Genomic DNA, 19,037 nt, shown 5'->3' with positions numbered 1-19,037 from the left:
GTTTCAGTTGCACCGCTGATTAGAGTTTTCCGCCCGTTGGTGTTTCGCCAGGTATTCCCATGGCGTCAGGTCTTCCAGTGAATCGTGGGGACGCTCATCGTTGTATTCCGTTATCCAGGACTCGGTCAGTTCTCGGACTTCGGTGAGGTTCCGGAAGACATACATGTTCAGGATCTCGTCCCGGTAAGTTCGGTTGAAGCGCTCCACGTAGGAGTTCTGAGTCGGCTTCCCTGGCTTAATAAACTCCAGCGATATGCCGTGCTGTTCCGCCCAATCTGCCAGGGCGATGGAGATGAACTCCGGGCCGTTATCCATTCGCAATCTGGCCGGGTAGCCTCGCCAGGCGATGATGCGCTCCAGAACCCGGATGATCCGTGGGGCCGGCAAATTAAGGTCGATCTCGATGGCCAGTACCTCCCGGTTAAAATCGTCCACCACGTTGAAAGTGCGGAACCGGCGACCACAGAACAGACTGTCGTTCATGAAATCCATCGACCAGCACCGATTAACGGTGACTGGTACGCTCAATGGCTCCGGGTTTCGGGTCGGGAGTCGTTTCTTACCCCGTCGTCGTTTATTCAGGTTGAGTGCACAATACAGCCGGTGTACCCGCTTGTGATTCCATCCGTGACCCCAGCGTCGCAGCACCTTGAACAGTTTGCTGAAGCCGTAGGCGGGATAGCGTTCAGTCGCGCTCTGAAGCGCTGCAATCACTGGTTCATCCCGGGAAGTATCCGGCCGATACCGGTACACAGAGTCACTGATGCCAGCGATTCGACAGGCTCTGCGAATGCTGACGCCGTGAGCCTGCTTGAGGTAATCCACCAGTTCTCGTCGAACGGCTGGCTTTACAGCTTTTTTTCGATCACATCCTTGAGCAGTTTGTGATCCAGGCTCAGCTCCGCGTACATCTGCTTCAGCCGGCGGTTTTCCTCTTCAAGCTCCTTGAGGCGCTTCACATCAGAGGCTTCCATGCCGCCGTACTTGGATTTCCAGTTGTAGTAGGTCGCATCGGAGATGCCGTACTCCCGGCAGACTTCCTTGACCAGGCGACCGCCCTCGACCTCCTTCAGGATCTTGACGATCTGGGACTCGCTGTACCGTGATTTCTTCATGTCGTTCTCCGTTTGCCTCATTGTAGGCCGGAGAACTCTAATTACGCATGCACCGATTTTAGGGGATGGTTACATTCCCTTTTGAGTTGCTCTATTTCGTGAAGATCGGAATATTTAGTGCTCTCCCAGATCCAGTCTTGGCTTTTCACAACGATCGGGGCGAAGAATGGAGGAAAACTACTGGAAATGCAGACGGCTTGAGCGACGGTGAGACCATGATCTACAACCTTCCCGATACGCCAGTCCCTGAGACAGTCTTTACTTATTCGGACACTCACGCCCGTGTCGTAGTTTGTCGCGTAAAATACGAACTGAGGTGCTCTCTCGTTGAGAATACTGTCGAGCCTAGTGTCACCAAATAGAAGCGACTCATATTGCCTTAAAAGTTGGTCGCCAACACTACTGGTTGGCAAGATCATGCCTTTTATAGCTGATGGAATGTCGATTTTATTCTGTGTGAACTGAATAAGTGGTTTCGCGATAACCGCTCGAAAATTTGCAGCTCCTGATTTATTACCTACCTCCTCAAAATCGAGATCGTCCCATCTCAAAGCAAGATAGCCCGCCGTGATTGCCCCGCCGGAGACACTGGTAATAGTGTCCAGCTGACGGAGTAGGCCAGCATCATTAAAGCGCCAGAGACTGCCAAGACAGAAAAGAGTCGCCCTGTAGCCTCCGCCTGAAAGCGCCAGACCAATTTTACGTCCATCCATAGATCACCTCTCGATGTTGGGTCGTTGTCTTGTTCAAGACTGAGGAGGTAGGTACTTGGCTAGCTCAATCTCAGTATAGAGATGCTCTTGGTCCAACTCGCGGCTTTTGTTGCTCTCGATTTGGTCCCCGGGAAATACTCTCTTCACAGAGGGATCCGGGTGTCCAAAATGATTTTTTCCGTATGAGATCAGCATCAAGGAATCCGCGTCCATGTACGCTTGGCAAAAAATTGTGAAATGCTTCAAACCCTTTTTAGAGCCGTGGTGAGGTGCGGCAAGTAATGAAATTTTTGCGCTTGGTAAGTTAGGTATTCGATTCAACGGGCAGTCACCGGGGAGGACAGCTTGTGACGATTCAGTCACTTCGGGGCCGTGAATCGTAACGGCGAGGCCTGTTAAATTTCGATCCTCATAAGGAACCTCTTTGTTGCGCTTACCGCATTTCCTTATGAGGATAGTATGATCCCGAAGGCTTATCCCTATAACATTTTCTTCAAAATTCTCCGGCCACCTGAAAGCATTTTCAAGTTCAGCAGAGAACTTAGCAGCTTGTGGCGAAACCCATTGGTTCGGAACAAGCCACATTGACTTTTTAGCATCGGTGTTTTTGCATTTAGCGGACCAATAATGATCTTTATCCCAATGAGAGAGAACGATGACGCTTTTACCAAATTTATGGTTCACTGGCATTCGACGTTTTGTGCGCTCTGAGTCTTCTCGATCTGGATGATCCATTAAACCCCCATAGTCTAGATACATTAAGGGGAACTGTGTGCCATCCCTCATGGCAGTAATTGCAAAGCAGTCACCTTGCCCAACGTCTACAAGCCGAATACCTGTTAAGTAACCATTCGCGAGGTTTTTCGTGAGTTGATCATGCAGCTCACCTCCCACTTGAATCAGACATTCCAGTGAGGTGACGATTGAGTGATGTTTGGGCATGGCAAAATTTCCTCAACGTTCTGCCGGAGAGCCCATCAGAGAAAAACGAAAAAGCACGTGGGGCCTAAACCTCTCTCGGCCTACGTGCAAAATGATGGACACCTGACGCGGTTCCTTCATCGATTTCTCGGAAAACGACCCGCGAATTTTTGTAAGGGACAAACTGATAGTTAATGGGCTTGTGGAAATTAAAGTCGGCCTCATCCAGGTGATCCAGGCAAAAAACATTCCTGAGTTTTGATAACACAGGCTTTTCAACACGGCTATCAAAAAGGGTCCATACAACTTCGACCGTTTCCTGCTCGTAGTCTGCCGACTGGTGACCCGGAACACTTTCAGTTTCTTTCGAATTGAAAATACTGATCTCTAGCCAAGCTCCTTCAGTCAACTCATCATAAAATGCCGAGTTACCCTCTTTATGAAGCGCTAACAAGAACACGGATAACTTTTTTGAATCCAGAGAATTAAGATGATTTCTGCGTTGGTCCCGATCTGATTGCGAACTAGATTTACATGGGGTGCCAATCCAAGACAAAGAACTAAAGTAAGCTTCCTCAATACCATCGAGCCACACCAGGTGCGTCGGGTCTTTCCCGGAGTGTTTTCTATATAATTCAATGACCTTTCCTGCCTCGCTAGATTCGCCAGCGACAGAACTTGTAGCGGAAACATCCTCAACAAAAGTCAAAAATCGATGTGAAGTCATAAAATCTCACGCCCTGAGACGATATAACTCAACACTGCCAATGGAGAGCGGAGCCGGAAGGTTCCTCGGAATGGATAGATAGGTTTTAAATCTAGACTGACAATTCAGTATTTTCAACACTGCACACCAAATTGTCACACAATGGATTCAAGCGCTGGTGTAGGAACCGCTGTAGCGGGGATGTTTACAAAGATCGTTCAGGTAAACGTAGTCCCGTTTGAAAGTCTTTACGAAGGCCTCAGCCATACCGTTGCTCTGAGGATTCTGACGAGTGTAGTACAGACCACCAAGCCCAGAGAGGAAGCGAAGGCCCGGGTTTCTCTGGCGATGTAGCAACTGCCGTTATCCGTCGACCATTCCAGCGGGTGTGGTGCCCTTTCTGAGTGCCCGAGACGGTATTCCAACCTCTCCAACAACAAGTCCTGAACCATCTCAGGGGTGTGCCACCGATCTTTGCAACCTACGGCATCAGCTCCCGATCGCAGCAATCCAGGCTGAAGGCCACACGGAGCAGTAGGCTCGCTGATATACCATGACGTCGGGCCACAAGCGATACTGACATGCCGGGTCGCTAACACTCAGCAACCATCACCGCCTTCTCTTAAGCTGAAAACCTACGACGACGCTGCACTCCGGTTATGACTTCGAATCTCTCCACCTTGGACACTCCTTTATCAGCAAAGGAACTATCATTAACTAGAAGTGGGCCGTAACACCCTGTTTAATAACAGTGTTCGGTCAATAAATTTCATTATTAGCTTTAATTTTTCCGGGAATTTCTTCGTTAGCTTTAATGAAAAGTTTCACTTAACTTTAAACCTCTCGTAACAGCCCGTTTTCTCTGAGGTCTGAGTTTCCCCTCGTTCTTTAAATGCAAATATTCAGTAGTACCGGCTCAGGCCCCTGTTAAGCCGATTTCAATCTGTGAAAAGCAGCAGGCACATTCTGAGGGATTACCGGAGTTATCGCGTCGTTTGACTCATAAGCCCCTGACCAGGATCTCAACACCCATATCCCCTTTGCTTTTCTCATTCATCGACGTTGACCCTGTAGCAGCTACAAGCTTTAACCTACTTCCATAGCTTCAAGCCTGAGAAGCCTTTCCATCCGTGTAAAGGACAAGCTATGCAAAGTGAACTGAAGCACTTCTACCACGCGGAGCTTGCTGCCGCGCATAAGGCTGAGGAACTGGGTAATTTCCCGAAGGCCTTCACCCACCTTGAGCGGGCCCATATCCTGAGCCAGCGATTTGCACTGGCCCATGCTGCGACTCATCTGCGCATGCTCAGACTTGGTTGGCGCACCCATGACTTTCGGGAGGTACTGGGACAACTGACCCGGGCCATTGCAGCGTTGCTGTTTTCCCGTATCTGGGTTCCTATTGGCAATACGGGGCGCGCCAACGTCAGTCCATTTGAACCAATGCCTCTGCCTGAAGACCTGGCTCATGTGCTGAAGAAAGTGAGCGACCAGTAGCCTCGCGCCCCGGTCACCAGCCGGACACCAGCGTTAGCCTACAGACCGGTGACCTCACTCAATGGCAAGCGACCGATTCGGTCGTTGTGCAACGTGCCGAAATACAGGTCGTCGCCATACACCTCCACCGAGGTGATTTCCTGCAGGTGCTCCCCGGAGGGATCATGCAGGCTGGTCAGGATCTCGCCATTTTCGTCCAGGGCCAGGGCGAAGCCATAGCGTTGCGCCTGCGGCTGGATCGCGTCGGGCAGCTTGGCCACGACGTTCTTGATCCAGGGAGTCGGATGAATGCGATCAACCGTTGCGTTACGCGGCGTTGCCAGGGCTACCCAGAAACGCCCGCTTGGGCCCCGGGAGATGCCGTCCGGAAACCCTGGCAGGTTATCGACGAAGAGTTCACTTTGCCCTGCCTTCTCGCCACTGAGCCAGAAACGCTGCACCCGATAGCGATAGGTTTCGTTGACCAGGACAAACGCTTCGTCCGGATCCACCGCGATACCATTGGCGAAGTACAGATCCTCCATCAGCACCGTGGTTTCACCGGTCGAGGGCTCGTACTTCAGCAGGCGGCCGTGGGGTCGCGCCTCCAGCAGGTCGAGTTTGTAGTCCGGCTGATTGAAGCGGCTGCTCGCATCGGAGAAGTAGATGGTGCCATCCGCCGCAATGTCCAGGTCATCGGTAAAGGCGAAGGGTACGCCATCGGCCTCGGTGGCAAGCACGGTGATGTCCCCCTCCGGAGAGATGGACAACAGCCCCTTCCAGGCATCACAGACGATAAGGTTGCCTGCTGCATCAAATTCGAGTCCCAGCGGACGCCCACCGGTTTGAACCCAGTCCTCGACGCTGCCATCCCGACCGACTCTCATAATGGAGCCGGTGTGAGTACCCCCGTATACCCTGCCCTGGTCGTCCACCGCCACGTCTTCGGGCCCGACCAACTCGCCCACAGCGAGTAGATCGGCCTGCTGCAACGTGTTATTGGGTTTCAGTGGCCCCGTCATCGGGGGTGCCTTGGGCGGTTGGTAAGCCACGGAATCCACCGGTGACGGCCAGAACAGCACCCAGAGAACAACCGCGAGGAGGACGAACACAACAGGCACTAGCAAGCGTTTCATAGGCATCCTTTCTACTGATTTGTTGTTGTCGACGGTCGCTCCTTCCGCCCGGCGACCGGGGCAAACTCAATGCTTTTCCGAGCAGGAAATCTGCGAGGCGTTGGTGACCTCGGGAGGCTCCAGGGTAATCGCCGACACCATCCAGCACCAGGAACTGGTAGGCCCCTCCTCCAGATCGGCGCAGGTATCCACACGCTGTACTTCCCGTTGTGCGCATTGGGCAACCAGTACACCAGCGTCGGATCCGGACGTCCAGCGGACACGAACCTCCACATCCTCGCCAGTCTGTTCCGGTGGGATTGGCTCAACCACCAGGGCTTCGGCGTTGATCTCATGGCGTGCCAGCCATTCCAGTGCCGCGGTTTCGGCACACTGCTGTGGCGGCGTCAGCCCGCCGTTGCCCCGATAGCACGGTAGATAGGCCCGGCCACGGATTTCGTGCTCCAGTAACGCCCGCGTGTGATCACGGCCGATGCGGCCATATTTACGCCTGGATGGAAACGTGATCAGGCTCGCCGCCAGCCGGCAGCCCCCGAGGTGAGAGCTTTCCCAGAGATCCACCGGCAGCTCCCGCTGCGCGATCTCGGCCTGAAGCGCCCGGTAGGTGTCGTACCCGAATTTTGCGCAACACTTGTCCTTCTTGCCGTGGGTGCAGCACAGCATCACCGGATTGTTCACCGGGCGGCCCGCCCATGGCGCAAGGTCATGGCCCTGCTGTACATCCTCCAGGAAGTCTTCAAGTCGGTCCGGTGTGATGACGAACGCCAGGCGTTCCGGAAACAGCAGTATCCGATGGATATCTTCGGGCTCCTGACGACGGTAGATCAGGTTAACCCGCCGACCGCTGGCGGCGAGGCTATCCAGCCGGGTAACCAGCGACGGCGCCATATTACTGGCGTGACGCAGGTTGCGCTCCCAGTAGCGGCGGGGCCAGCTCAGCAGCAGGTTGCGTTCAGGATGGGTGGCCGTGCCCGGTAACGGATCCCCTGCCCTGACGCTTTCAACGGCGCAGAACTGCTTCGGGTTATCCATTATCCGGTTACCACACTGGCTTCGGTTGGTTCCGGTGCGGCGACGTAACCCGGTCGTATCGGGATGCAGACCGGGCGGCCCGAATTCGGATCGGCGACAATCCGGGCGTCCAGGTCAAACACCTCTTTCAGGTTGGACGAGGTGAAGGTGGCCGATGGCGTCCCTCGATGGCGGATCTCGCCGGCCTTCATCATCACCAGCGTGTCGGCATAGGCCGCGGCCAGGTTCAGATCGTGGAGCACCACCAGCAAGGTACGGCCGCCTTTATGGGTCATGGTGGCCAGCAGTTCCAACAGATCCACCTGGACCTTCAGGTCGAGAAACGTCGTGGGTTCGTCCAGCAGCAGAAGGCCGGTCTCCTGGGCCAGCACCATGGCGATCCAGCAGCGCTGTCGCTGGCCCCCGCTGAGGCTATCCACCGGTCGGTCGGCGAACTGGGTGACAGCCACCTCCGCCATGGCGGCCTCCACCGCTTCCTGATCGCGGCGGGACCACTGGCGCAGCATGGACTGGTAGGGAAAGCGTCCGAGCGCCACCAGCTCACGGACCGTCAGGCCATCCGGTGCCGTGGGACTTTGCGGCAGTATCCCGAGCATACGCGCCACGGCCCGGGTTGACTGGCGATGGATATCGTTGCCATCCAGCAGCACCCGTCCCCCGTCCGGTGTCATGGTCCTGGCCAGGGTTTTCAGCAAGGTGGACTTGCCGCACCCGTTGGGCCCCAGGAGTACGGTGAGCTTGCCGGGTTCCAGGGTGAAATCCACATTCGCCAGGACGGGGCGTTCCCCATAACCAACGGTCAGGGAGTCACCGTAGAGAACACGTGGCGTCGTGGATTGGTTCATAAAGTGTGGGCAGCTATGGCTGAGTCGTTATGGCTGGGTAGTTATGACTGGATAATGTCGCTTTATCCGATGGAGCAATGATATTATTACCAATTCTCATTTACAATAACTGTGCTGCCCTGGAGCCATTCGACCCGCCCGTGCTTTTCACTTTAAGACCTACTCTTATCCTTTTGTTTTTGCTTACCTTCAGTGCCGGTTCCGTGGTATCCGGAGCTAATCATCATGCCGTGGAAGTGCGACATTCGCTGGGCACCGCCACCATCACTGGCACCCCGTTGCGGGTGGTGTCCCTCTACCAGGGGGCGTCCGACAGTCTCGCCGCCCTGGGCATCCGGCCCGTCGGCATGGTGGAATCCTGGACACAGAAGCCCATCTACGACTACCTGGGCGACCGCCTGGGCCAGCCCAGGATGCTGGGCATGGAGACCCAGCCCGACCTGGAGGGCATCGCCTGGCTGCAGCCGGATCTGATCGTGGGTGCCCGGTATCGCCATTACGAGGTCTACCCCCTACTCGATCAGATCGCCCCCACCGTGATTGCGGAAGACGTCTATGACTTCCGGTCGTTGCTTGGGATGCTTGCCCAGGCTACCGGGCGGACCGACAGGGCCCGGACCCTGCTGGATGAGTGGGATGCCAGGGTTGAGGACTTCCAGGGCCGTATCCGGAAGAAGCTGGGCGACCAATGGCCCATGGAGGTGGCCATCCTGAGTTTCCGTGGCGACCATGCCCGTATCTATTACCAGGGTTTCGCCAGGCAGGTGCTGGACGAACTGGGTTTCCTGGCGCCTCCGGCCCACCGCAAGGAGAGCTGGGGCATCAAGCTGACCAGCCAGGAAAGCATTCCCGCCATGGATGCCGACGCCGTGTTTATCTTCATGCTGGATGATCCGGCCATACAGCGGACCTACGAGGACTGGACCTCCCACCCGCTGTGGGAAAACCTTAGTGCCGTGCGCCGTAACCAGGTGTTCCAGGTGGACCCGGTGACCTGGAACATGGGCGCCGGCATTATCGCCGCCCATCGTCTGCTGGACGACCTGTACGACCACTACGGGCTTGAGGACGGTGTCTCGGAAGGCTGCATCCTATGCTGAACTCCGCCCTCGCCCGATCCGCCGGCGGCCTGACCTGCCTGCTGCTCCTGGCCCTGGCAGCGGTGGCCAGCCTGGTGTACGGCAATATTCCGGTGACCCTCAGCACCCTGCTGGACAGTCTGTTGGCCTATGATGCCGGCAACATACAGCACCTGGTCATCCGGTCCGAACGGGTATCCCGGACCGTGGTGGCGGTTGCCGTGGGCGCCGGACTGGCCGTTGCCGGAGTGCTGATGCAGTCCCTCACCCGCAACCCCCTGGCGTCGCCGGGCATCCTCGGCATCAACGCGGGCGCCCTGTTCTTCGTGGTGGCCGGCGCCACCCTGTTCTCTCTGTCATTGCCATCGGACCTGATCTGGCTCGCCTTCCTCGGGGCCGGGGTGGCTGCGGGATTCGTCTTCACCCTCGGCCAGGAACCTGGCCAGGGGCTCTCGCCGGTACGAACGGTACTGGCCGGTGTCGCCATCACGGCCCTGTTCGTGTCTTTTTCCCAGGGCCTGCTGATCATGAATCAGGACCGGCTGGAGAGTCTGCTGTTCTGGCTCGCCGGATCGGTATCCGGTCGTTCACTGGATTCGGTGGCTGCCCTTCTGCCCATCATCGCAGTGGCCATCGTGATAACGCTCCTGATCGCACGTCAACTCAACCTGCTGGGCATGGATGACGAGGTGATCCAGGGCCTGGGCCTGAATGTGGTTCGCACACGGCTGCTCTGCGTGGTGCTGGTGATCGCCCTGGCCGGCACCGCCGTGGCCATTGCCGGGCTGATCGGGTTTGTCGGGCTGATCGTGCCCCATATCGCCCGGGCCATCTTCGGTACTGACCACCGCTGGCTGCTGCCCACCTCCGCGCTGATCGGGGCGGCCCTGCTGCTGATCGCCGACACCGTCGCCCGGCTGGTGATCCCGCCCCAGGAAATCCCGGTGGGGGTGGTCACCGCCCTGCTGGGAACACCACTGTTCCTCCACCTGGCCCGCAAGACCCGGAGCCTGACATGACACGACCAATGGTGCTCCGCGCCCCTGACGACCGCTGGTCACTGAAACTGAATCCGCACACCCTGACGGTCACCACGGCCATGGGCCTGGCGCTGGTACTGGTGGCCGGCCTGTCCCTGGGCACGGGCAGCCATCCGGCGTCGTGGCTGGAGGCGATGTCGGCCCTGGTGGCCGGGGACGATCCCGGCCTGCGGCTGGTGGTGATGGAAATACGGCTGCCCCGGGTGCTTATGGCGATCCTGGCGGGGGCCTCCCTGGGCATCGCCGGCCTGATCCTGCAGGGACTGGTTCGCAACCCCCTGGCCTCACCGGACGTGATTGGCATCTCCAGCGGGGCCTCCGCCGCTGCCGTACTGTGCCTGTGGCTGTCCAGCGCGGCCTGGCTGGTACCTGCCGCCATAGCCGGCGCCCTGGCCGTTGCCGGCCTGCTGGTAACGCTGACCTGGTACAAGGGCATCAGCCCGGGGCGTCTGGTGCTGGTGGGGGTTGGCCTGGCGGCGGGCCTGGGCGCCCTGACCACCCTTTTGCTGGTGATCAGCCCCGACACCACCGCCATGACCGCCTTTATCTGGCTGACCGGCAGCCTGTACGCTGCTCAATGGCACGATGTGCTGGGTCTGGCCCCCTGGCTGCTGGTCTGCCTGCCCATCGTGTTGGCCAAGGCCCGCCACCTGGATATCCAGGCCATGGGCGATATCGCCGCCCAGGGACTGGGCAGCGCCGTGCAGCGCCACCGGCTGTTGTTCCTCCTGATGGCCGTCGCCCTGACCGGGGCCTCGGTGGCCCATGTGGGCGCACTGGGATTCGTGGGGCTGATCTCCCCTCACCTGGCCCGGCGCATGGTGCGTTCTGGGCATCCGGGACTGGTGATGCTGACGGCCTTCACCGGCGCCATTATCCTGGTGTGTGCGGACCTGGTGGGACGGATGGCGTTCCTGCCAAGGGACCTGCCGGCGGGGATCTTCGTGTCGGGGATCGGTGCGCCGTTCTTCGTGTACCTGCTTTATCGGATGAGACGGTAGGCGGGAACCAGGCAATAAAAAAGGGGCCCTGAGCGGCCCCGATAAAGAAAGGCAAGGTACAGTGGAGCCTGTGCGGGCAGCGTTGCCGCACAGGCTCCCAACCCTCAGAAATCGAGTTGGTAACCCAGGCTGACCGTCCGGCCACGGCCCCGGAAATAGTAGTCATCACTGACACGGGCGGCCTGTGAATAGTAGGTGAAGTAGTCCGTATCCAGCAGGTTCTCGATGCCCAGGGATACCTGGCCCACCGGGCTGCGGTAGACAACGGAGCCGTCCAGAAGGCCATAGCCATCGAAGTCCAGTTCGTCGTTATCCACGTTGCGGTCCAGGAAGTGGCTGTATTGCAGGTGACTGGACAGCACCGGCGCCCAGGCGGCGGACCAGGACAGTTTTACGGTCTGCGGCGGAATATTGATGCCGGTGAGCTCGGTGTCCACATCGCCGTCGCCATCGGTATCCGATTCACCGTCCGTGTAGGTGTAGGACGCGCCCAGTTTATGCTGGTCGGTGACCCGGGCACTGGCGGTGATCTCCGCCCCCTTGATCTCGGTTTTTTCCCTATTACCGACCCAGACGCCGTTTTCCTCGGTCAGCCGCTCGCCATAGTCGGAGTCCGACTCGTAGTAGCTCACTTCCAGCTCATAACGATCCCAGTCAAACCGGGCGCCGATTTCACGCTGCTCGGTAACGATGGGCTGCAGCTCCAGCAGGGTGTCCACATCCTGGCCAGGCGTGCTGATACCCCGCAGTACACGACCCACGTCCGGCATGCCGAAACCTTCGGAGTAGTTGGCATACACCTGGGCCCAGTCCGTCACCTGGTAGATCAGGCCACCATTGAACAGGGTCTCGTCAAAGTCCGGCTTGCCGCCTTCCACGGTCACGTTGTCCTGGGTGACGTTGCTGCGGTCGATGGTCTGGTAGGTGTCCACGTCCAGTTCCGCATGCTCCTGGCGTACACCGGTATGCAGGCTGAGCCGGTCGGTCACCTTGATGTCACCCTGGAGGAACGCCGCCACATTGCGGAAGCGGGATTTCGGCACGTACACCCGGTCCGTATGCACCAGCACCTGTTGGGTTTCATCCTGCAGCAGGTCCAGGCCGGTGGTCAGGCTGAGGTGATCATTGAACAGGCCGCCCCGGGTCAGGGTGAACTTCGCCCCCAGCTTGTCGGATTCGTTCCGGGTCTGGTCATACTGGGTGTTACCGTTTCCATCCTCGTAAGGGAAGTACGGCGTGGTGGCGAACTGGGCCCGGAAGGCCTGGCTGTATAGCTGTGCGTCCACCTCATTGCCCAGCCAGTCGGCGTGACTGTAGGACAGCCGTGCAGTGGTGACTTCGTTGTAGCCAGGGTCTCCGGGAAGGTCCCCTTTCTCCGCTGTGGTGGGAATACCGTTGTCGCGGTCACCGGACACCGGGCGGTAGTCGTCGCCCCCTTCCAGGTCGAAGCGATTGACGAAAAACTCGACATTCTGGTTATCATCGATCCAGTAGCCCACCTTCGCCAGCAGGTCGTAACTCTGGGAGTTCTGGATCTCACCGGGATAGGCAATGCCGATGGGCTCATCCTTGCCATCGTAATACACGCCCCGCTCCTGGAAGCTGGCCCCGGCCAGGTAGTCCCACTGACCGGACTGCCCACTCAGCCGGTAGCCCAGCTTGTAACCCTGGCCATCCGAGCTGACATCGTCATCGGTGGTCACCTTGGCCGTTACCGATTGCTTCAGGCTGCCACTATCCGGCTCCCGGGTGACGAAGTTGATGATACCGCCGGTGGCGCCCAGGCCATGCTCCGCGCTGGCACCGTAGATCACCTCGATCCGCTCGACCATGTCCATATCGATGGTGTAGCTGTCCCGGGCACTGTCCCGCAGCGGATTGGTCTGGGGTACACCATCCACCATGAACAGCGGCGCCCTGCCCCGCAGGGTTTCACCGGCGTTGGTGAGCTTCTGCCGGCCCGGTGAATAGGACGGAATCAGGTTGCTGAGCACCTGCCCGGGGTCATCGGAAATGGCCAGTTGCTGCTCGATTTCCTCCCGCGAGATGATCCTGGTCCGTTGGGGCGTCTGGTTGACCGTGGCGCGGTTACGGGTGGCGGAAATCACAAGTTCCGGCATGGCAGAGGCGGTGAAATCCTCACTACCGGTTTCCTGGGTATGGCCGATGGCCGGCGCCAGAGCGGTGATGCCCGACGCAAGGAGCAGTGACCTGGAGTTCAACAACGTCATAATCTGGTTCCGTTCTTCGTGGATTGTGCCTGCTGGCCGTCTCGAACAGTAAAACGGGCCAACGAATTCGGCACGAACGGTAACCGTTATCATTTACATTTGCAAGAAAAGGCAGGCCCGGCCAGGAATATCGACGGATATCAGGGCGGTTCCAGGATTCCGGGAGGACCGATCCTTCCAGGCACGGTGCCGGTTTTCGGGTGCTCCTGTTCAGTCCGCGGTAGCGGTCCTGGCTGACCGTGCCCCGTAGCTCTTGCCGATCTCACTGTCGAAGTAGGACAGCGAGTCCTCCTCAAGCCGGTAAAGCTTGGAGGCCTGCCCCCGGGCGCCCAGGGATTTTCTCTCGCCGGTATCCACCAACAGGCCGGGGTTCACCCATCGACTGAAAACGGTCTGTTTGGTAACGCGGATACCAAAGGTGTCGTAGGCATCCACGATCTGGCTGACCGCCACCTTCTCCGGTAACAGGTAGAGCAGGAGTGACGAGTACTTGATCTTGTTGAGGAAGGCGTCGTAGGCGTTGGCCACCAGGGTACGGTGGTCGAACGGCAAGGGGCACCCACCCTCGAGGATCGACGCCAGCGGGGCCCAGCGAATGCCCTCCCGGGTCTGAAGGGACTCGGTGTCGTCCCGGTTAAACAGACACAGGTGGGGGATGGTGACCGACCACCCCAGCGTCGGATCCCGCTGAAGGCTGCCTTCCACCCTCACCTGCTCCAGGTAGCTCGGCATCGGGCCGACCTTTTGCCGCATGATGCGGGTAACCGCATCGTCCAGGGTCTCATCGAACTCTCCCCCTTCTTCTACCGGCTGCTCCCACACCCAGCCTCCCACCAGGGCATCACGGCCCTTCTCCGGGCCCCGCTGGCGTTGCTGGAGCATGACTTCCGGTTGCCCGGAATCCGGGTTCAGTCGCAGGCAGATAAAGTCGAGGGTAACAACCATTCAGTGTCTCCGGTTGGTATTGTGACAGACCACAGGATAGCAATCGGATTTTTTTAGTCAAACTGTTTGACAATTAAAAACCGCCGCTATAGATTAATGGTCAAATGAATTGACGAAAGGAAGCCGACCCCATGAACACCACCGTCAGCAAGGAACTGTTTCGTGACCAGTTGATCACCAGTGCCATGGACACCGACGCCTACAAACTGCACATGCAGCAGGTGGTGTTCGAGAAGTACGCGGCGATACAGGTGAAGTACGAATTCCGCTGCCGCACGGACGAAAACCTGGCGGAGTTCGCCGGTGAGATCCGGGAAGGCATCTACGCCCTGGAAGGTGTCACCTTCACCGATGACCAGCTCCTGTACCTCAGCCGCATCCCCTTCCTGAAGCCGGCGTACATCGACTTCCTGCGCCAGTTCCGCTTTGATCCCCGCCGCTATGTCACCGTGCGGGTGGAGGATGGCGAGCTGGTGATCCGGGCGGAAGGTCCCTGGCTCTATACCATCCTGTTCGAGATTCCGGTACTGGCGGTTGTCAGCGAGGTCCGCAACCGTAACCGCTACGGCATGGTGGACGAGGAAGTGTTCCGGGAAGTGCTCTACCGCAAGGTGGCCCACCTGCAGGCGGAGCTGGACCGCCGGCGGATCAGCAACTTCCGGTTTGCGGATTTCGGTACCCGGCGACGGTTCTCCTATAAGGTACAGAGGGATGTGGTGGCCTACCTGACCCGCGCCATGCCGGACAACTTTATCGGTTCGAGCAACTACCACCTGGCCCGGGAATACGGCCTGACGCCAATTGGCACCATGGCCCACGAATACCTGCAGGCGCACCAGGCCTTCGTGAACGTGTCCCGGTCCCAGAAGGAGGCCCTGGAGGTCTGGAACCAGGTCTACCGGGGACGGCTCGGGGTTGCCCTGACCGACTGCATTACCACCGATGCCTTCCTGAAGGACTTCGATTACCTGTTCTCCGTCCTGTTCTCGGGGGTGCGTCACGACAGCGGCGACCCGTTTGTGTGGGGCGAGAAGTTCATCCGCCATTACCAGGACTTCGGCATCGACCCGAAGACCAAGACGCTGGTGTTCAGCGACAGCCTCGATTTCGACCGGGCCCTGGATATCGCTGAACACTTCCAGGGACGGATACAGACCAGCTTCGGCATCGGCACGTTCCTGACCAACGACCTGGGGGACTTCACCCGGCCTGACGGCGAGGCGTACCGGCCCCTGAACATCGTGATGAAGATGGTGGAATGCGACGGCATGCCGGTCGCGAAAATCAGTGACGAACCGGGCAAGAGCATGTGCAACGACCCGGTCTACCTGGCCAACCTCAAGGCCCGGTTCAACGTGGAGTAAGGAGACAATGATGAGCGACAACACGACCTTGAGCACTACGGATATCCTTCGGGAATGGGCCGTCCAGCCTACGGAGGAACGGAACTGGCAGCAGGAGATCGACACACGCGTAGCCTTCCTGCAGCAAACCCTGCTCAATGCCGGTCGTAACCGCCTGGTACTGGGTATCAGCGGCGGCGTGGATTCGCTGGTGGCGGGCCGGCTCTGCCAGTTGGCCATCGAGGGTCTGAAGGCGGACGACCCAAATGCCACCTTTATTGCAGTACGCCTGCCCTACGGCACCCAGGCCGATGAGAGCGACGCCCGGGCCTCCATCAGCTTTATCCGCCCTGACCGGACCGACACCGTGGACATCCGCCCGGCCGTCGATGCGCTGCACGGCGCTGTGATCGGTGCCGCCGAAGAAGCCGATCAACGTCCCGCGGAGGCCAACCTCGACTTCGAACGGGGCAACGTCAAGGCGCGGGTCCGCATGACCGCACAGTATGAGATCGCCGCCCTGAACAACGGCCTGGTGGTGGGTACCGACCACAACGCCGAAGCCGTAACCGGGTTCTTCACCAAGTGGGGCGACGGCGCCTGCGACCTGCTGCCACTGCGGGGTCTGAACAAGCGCCAGGTGCGGCTGCTGGCCAAGGCCCTGGGCGCGAGCCCGGAACTCTATGAAAAGCCGGCCACGGCCGACCTGGAGGACCTGCGGCCACAACGCTGCGATGAAGAGGCCCTGGGAATGCCCTACGACGTGATCGACGATTTCCTGGAAGGTAAGGACATTGCCGAGGCCGACCTGCGCAGGATCAAGGCGCAGTACCTGAGAACGGAGCACAAGCGCGCGGACCCGCCCGCCGCCATGGGGCCCTTTGTGGCCGCTTCGTCCAACTGACCAAGGGAGGAAACGCCATGAACAGAGTCATCGCTGCCTTCGATGTGGATGCACAGAAGACCTTCACTCCCCTGTGCCCGGACGAGTTGCCGGTACCAGGAGGCGATGAAATCGTCGATGAACTGAACACCAATGCCGCCCTGGCCCGGTTCCGGATCGGCTCCCGGGATGCCCACCCGGACAATGCCCGGTGGATTGCCGACGATCCGGCCGACGTATTCTCCCCGGTGGAGGGCGACAACATCGACGTCCGCTGGCCCCGTCACGCCATGATGGGCACCCGGGGCTTCGAGTTGCTGGATGGCCTGCCCCACCCCATTACCGGCTATGACTTCATGGTCAGCAAGGGGCTGGACGTGGACTGCCACCCCTACGGAGCCTGCTACCACGACCTGGGTGACACCCGCAGCACCGGCGTCATCGAGTTCCTGGAAAGCAAGGAAGTGACCACGGTGATCGTCGGCGGGCTGGCCCTGGACTACTGCGTGGCCACCACCGTCATGCAGCTCAAGGCCGCAGGGTTCGAGGTGATCCTCAACCTGGCCGCCAGCCGGGGCATTGCCGAAGCGTCCGTTGAAAAAGCACTTGCCGATATGCGTGAGGCGGGCGTTCTCTTCGCCAGCGACAGCCGGGAAGTGAAGGGCCTGCTGGCCTGAAGATGTTACCAGGGGTGCTCCAGTCAGGCCTCCGGCCCTGTACCGGGCCTGACTGGGGCGCCCCGTCAGGCCGCTGCTTTTTGCAGGTCCCGCTGCTGGACCCGGTGCTTGACCCAGTCCCGACAGGGTTTCTCCACCCATTCGTAGGTGTAGCGGGAAAACCCGATCACCACCACCAGCAACAGCAGGTTCAGGGGCACCGAAGGCCACCCCATCGGTTCACTGGGATCAATCTCCAGGATGAACTCGAACACGTTGGAGGCGCCAAACTGGATCAGACGGTGGGTCATGTAGATGGAGAAAGACCACACCCCGATCTTGCGCACCAGGTCGATGTCCAGCAGCCGACTGACTGCGCCGCCGTTGCGGGTGGCAAACACAAACACCGCCAGGGCAAAACTGAGTATGGCCACCATGATCGCCGCATAGCGGTTGCCGGAGAGGGAGACAGACACGATGATGGCGGCCATGGTCAGCCCCTCCACCGCCGAAAGTGGGCCAAACGAAAGCCTGTCCAGGGTGCCATAGGCCCTCAGGCGGTAGACGAATATCCCCAGGTAGAAGGCCGCCAGGCAGCGTATGAAACCGTGGTCGTAGGTGATCTTCAGCTGTTCGGGCTGGATCACCAGGAAAATGGTGGCGTACAACCCGGCCGACAATGCCAGCGGCACCCACAACCGCCGCCCGCGGTCCACGGTAATGGCGGTCACGAAGAACACGATATAGGCGAAGAACTCCGTACTGATACTCCAGCTCGGCTGGTTCCAGCTCAGGGACTCGTTGACCCCCAGCCCGTGGATTATCAGCAGGTTGGTGATAAAGGTGAACAGGTTGTTCTCATCAAGCTGGCTGGTACCGCCAAAGCCGGTTTCGTACAGGTATTGCTTGATGAGCACATAGGGCACCCAGAGCATCAGCGTAAACAGGTGCAACGGGTACAGGCGCCCCAGGCGAAGGGCAATGTACTGGCCGAAGCCCATCCCCCCACGGATTTTGTCGCCATAGGCATAGGCCATGACGAAACCGGAGAGCACAAAGAACAGGTCAACGAACAGGTAGCTGTTACGGATCAGGGAGAGAGACGGTTGTTCGATATAGAACGGGGTGTGGTAGATCACCACCATGATGGCGGCCAGCCCGCGTAGTGATTCCAGTCTGGTAAACATGCCCTGCTCCCTGGGAAGTGGATTCCTTGCGGGTCACTCTGACCTGCCTGGATACCGTGAAAACGCTGCCTACGATAGCAAACTGCACCGGCATGTCATCTGTCGTAATTCTTGGCGCATGGCCCGACAACGGCTATCCGGGGTTATGGCTCCAGTCTGGAACGACTGAATGCCAGCAGGTCCGGGAAGAAAACCAGGAAGCGGGCTTCCAGCTCGTCGTCCATCGGACGGATTTCATTAATGATGCCCTCGAAACCATGACGGAACCGGATGCGACTGGCGACCCGGTCCATGGCCTGGCCCACCGTATCCAGGTTTTCGTAGGCATTGAACCAGTCATACGCCACCATACGCCGGGTCACCTGCTCCATGGCTGGCGGCATCAGGTAAGATCCCGCTTCAAGATCCGCATATAATTCTTTGATAAAACGATTTTTATCAGTATGTCCGAACTGTTCCCAATGGCGCAGCAGGTAATGGTCAAAGAGGATATCCAGGGCGATGCCCGCAAACCGGCGACGGTCGGCGGAAAAGAGCGCCTTGCTGGCCAACACCTGCGGATGGGAATCAGTGAAGGCATCCACGGCCCGATGATGTTCCAGGCCTTCCCTCACCTGTTCCGGCAGGTCCCGGCTATCCAACCCCCGGGCGAAATCCCCGAGCAGGTTGCCCACCCGGGATTCCAGCGTCGGACGGGCCAGGAACAGGTGACAGAAGTGGTTCACAGG

General features: G+C 58.8%; 18 protein-coding genes and 1 pseudogene. 7 read left to right on the top strand and 12 right to left on the bottom strand.

Annotated elements, in window-relative coordinates; all coding sequences use genetic code 11:
• Nucleotides 1-3: 3 nt before the first annotated feature.
• The 5 genes and pseudogenes from ACJO3T_RS14680 to ACJO3T_RS14660 form a co-directional block, all read right to left on the bottom strand.
• A protein-coding gene (locus tag ACJO3T_RS14680; RefSeq protein WP_406977608.1) for an IS3 family transposase occupies nt 4-1,115 on the bottom strand; the annotation gives its coding sequence in 2 pieces (ribosomal slippage) (nt 4-854 and nt 854-1,115; 1,113 coding nt in all).
• A 41-nt stretch (nt 1,116-1,156) separates the two neighbouring features.
• On the bottom strand, nt 1,157-1,828 hold the full coding sequence (locus ACJO3T_RS14675) for a patatin-like phospholipase family protein (protein WP_406978931.1): 672 nt from the start codon (nt 1,826-1,828) through the stop codon (nt 1,157-1,159).
• A gap of 33 nt (nt 1,829-1,861) precedes the next feature.
• Nucleotides 1,862-2,770, bottom strand: coding sequence for a hypothetical protein (locus ACJO3T_RS14670; RefSeq protein ID WP_406978930.1), 909 nt, complete (start codon nt 2,768-2,770; stop codon nt 1,862-1,864).
• Between the two features lie 64 nt (nt 2,771-2,834).
• On the bottom strand, nt 2,835-3,476 hold the full coding sequence (locus ACJO3T_RS14665; protein WP_406978929.1) for a hypothetical protein: 642 nt from the start codon (nt 3,474-3,476) through the stop codon (nt 2,835-2,837).
• Between the two features lie 189 nt (nt 3,477-3,665).
• A pseudogene (locus ACJO3T_RS14660) lies at nt 3,666-3,990 on the bottom strand (transposase family protein); the annotation flags it as partial.
• Between the two features lie 611 nt (nt 3,991-4,601).
• On the opposite strand from ACJO3T_RS14660, the gene ACJO3T_RS14655 reads away from it, so the two are divergent.
• Nucleotides 4,602-4,952, top strand: coding sequence for a DUF3703 domain-containing protein (locus ACJO3T_RS14655; protein ID WP_406978928.1), 351 nt, complete (start codon nt 4,602-4,604; stop codon nt 4,950-4,952).
• Nucleotides 4,953-4,990: 38 nt separating this feature from the next.
• Here ACJO3T_RS14655 and ACJO3T_RS14650 read toward each other — a convergent pair whose 3' ends face one another.
• The 3 genes from ACJO3T_RS14650 to ACJO3T_RS14640 all read right to left on the bottom strand — a co-directional run bounded on the left by ACJO3T_RS14650 (nt 4,991) and on the right by ACJO3T_RS14640 (nt 7,944).
• Nucleotides 4,991-6,067: an SMP-30/gluconolactonase/LRE family protein gene (locus ACJO3T_RS14650; RefSeq protein ID WP_406978927.1), complete on the bottom strand. Its 1,077-nt coding sequence runs from the start codon at nt 6,065-6,067 to the stop codon at nt 4,991-4,993.
• Between the two features lie 66 nt (nt 6,068-6,133).
• Complete coding sequence (locus ACJO3T_RS14645; protein ID WP_406978925.1) at nt 6,134-7,099, bottom strand: ferredoxin family protein; 966 nt, start codon at nt 7,097-7,099, stop codon at nt 6,134-6,136.
• Nucleotides 7,099-7,944 (bottom strand): ABC transporter ATP-binding protein, encoded by an 846-nt coding sequence (locus tag ACJO3T_RS14640; RefSeq protein ID WP_406978924.1) that lies wholly within the window; start codon nt 7,942-7,944, stop codon nt 7,099-7,101. The genes ACJO3T_RS14645 and ACJO3T_RS14640 overlap by 1 nt, the downstream gene beginning before the upstream one ends.
• A gap of 230 nt (nt 7,945-8,174) precedes the next feature.
• Here ACJO3T_RS14640 and ACJO3T_RS14635 point away from each other — a divergent pair, with 230 nt between their 5' ends.
• The 3 genes from ACJO3T_RS14635 to ACJO3T_RS14625 are packed head-to-tail and all read left to right on the top strand — an operon-like array spanning nt 8,175 to nt 11,064.
• On the top strand, nt 8,175-9,044 hold the full coding sequence (locus ACJO3T_RS14635; RefSeq protein ID WP_406978923.1) for an ABC transporter substrate-binding protein: 870 nt from the start codon (nt 8,175-8,177) through the stop codon (nt 9,042-9,044).
• Nucleotides 9,038-10,042 carry a FecCD family ABC transporter permease gene (locus tag ACJO3T_RS14630; protein WP_406978922.1) on the top strand — a complete coding sequence of 335 codons (1,005 nt, stop codon included), beginning with the start codon at nt 9,038-9,040 and terminating at the stop codon, nt 10,040-10,042. Before ACJO3T_RS14635 ends, ACJO3T_RS14630 begins: the two co-directional genes overlap by 7 nt.
• The gene (locus tag ACJO3T_RS14625; protein ID WP_406978921.1) at nt 10,039-11,064 is read left to right on the top strand and encodes a FecCD family ABC transporter permease; all 1,026 of its coding nucleotides are present in this window, start codon (nt 10,039-10,041) and stop codon (nt 11,062-11,064) included. Before ACJO3T_RS14630 ends, ACJO3T_RS14625 begins: the two co-directional genes overlap by 4 nt.
• Nucleotides 11,065-11,168: 104 nt before the next feature.
• On the opposite strand, the gene ACJO3T_RS14620 is transcribed toward ACJO3T_RS14625, so the two are convergent.
• Both ACJO3T_RS14620 and ACJO3T_RS14615 read right to left on the bottom strand, forming a co-directional pair.
• Nucleotides 11,169-13,295: a TonB-dependent receptor gene (locus ACJO3T_RS14620; RefSeq protein WP_406978920.1), complete on the bottom strand. Its 2,127-nt coding sequence runs from the start codon at nt 13,293-13,295 to the stop codon at nt 11,169-11,171.
• A 210-nt stretch (nt 13,296-13,505) separates the two neighbouring features.
• Nucleotides 13,506-14,240 carry an NUDIX hydrolase gene (locus tag ACJO3T_RS14615; protein ID WP_406978919.1) on the bottom strand — a complete coding sequence of 245 codons (735 nt, stop codon included), beginning with the start codon at nt 14,238-14,240 and terminating at the stop codon, nt 13,506-13,508.
• A gap of 131 nt (nt 14,241-14,371) precedes the next feature.
• Between ACJO3T_RS14615 and pncB the strand changes: the two genes are divergently transcribed.
• The 3 genes from pncB to ACJO3T_RS14600 are packed head-to-tail and all read left to right on the top strand — an operon-like array spanning nt 14,372 to nt 17,143.
• A complete protein-coding gene (gene pncB / locus ACJO3T_RS14610; RefSeq protein ID WP_406978917.1) occupies nt 14,372-15,604 on the top strand; it encodes a nicotinate phosphoribosyltransferase in 1,233 nt (410 codons plus the stop codon).
• A 10-nt stretch (nt 15,605-15,614) separates the two neighbouring features.
• The gene (gene nadE, locus ACJO3T_RS14605; protein WP_406978916.1) at nt 15,615-16,487 is read left to right on the top strand and encodes an NAD(+) synthase; all 873 of its coding nucleotides are present in this window, start codon (nt 15,615-15,617) and stop codon (nt 16,485-16,487) included.
• A 17-nt stretch (nt 16,488-16,504) separates the two neighbouring features.
• Entirely contained in the window at nt 16,505-17,143 is a 639-nt protein-coding gene (locus ACJO3T_RS14600; protein WP_406978915.1) for an isochorismatase family protein, read from the top strand.
• A gap of 65 nt (nt 17,144-17,208) precedes the next feature.
• Here the strand turns inward: ACJO3T_RS14600 and ACJO3T_RS14595 are convergent, their stop codons facing one another.
• Together ACJO3T_RS14595 and ACJO3T_RS14590 are read right to left on the bottom strand one after the other, a co-directional pair.
• Entirely contained in the window at nt 17,209-18,309 is a 1,101-nt protein-coding gene (locus tag ACJO3T_RS14595; protein ID WP_406978914.1) for an acyltransferase family protein, read from the bottom strand.
• Nucleotides 18,310-18,452: 143 nt separating this feature from the next.
• The gene (locus ACJO3T_RS14590) at nt 18,453-19,034 is read right to left on the bottom strand and encodes an acyl carrier protein phosphodiesterase (RefSeq protein ID WP_406978913.1); all 582 of its coding nucleotides are present in this window, start codon (nt 19,032-19,034) and stop codon (nt 18,453-18,455) included.
• Nucleotides 19,035-19,037 lie beyond the last annotated feature (3 nt).

This window comes from Marinobacter shunpengi, from assembly GCF_045449715.1.
In the GTDB taxonomy this organism is placed as follows: Bacteria; Pseudomonadota; Gammaproteobacteria; order Pseudomonadales; family Oleiphilaceae; genus Marinobacter.
The sequence above is the reverse complement of the archived record's forward strand: the minus strand, read 5'-3'. Positions and strand labels throughout refer to the sequence as shown.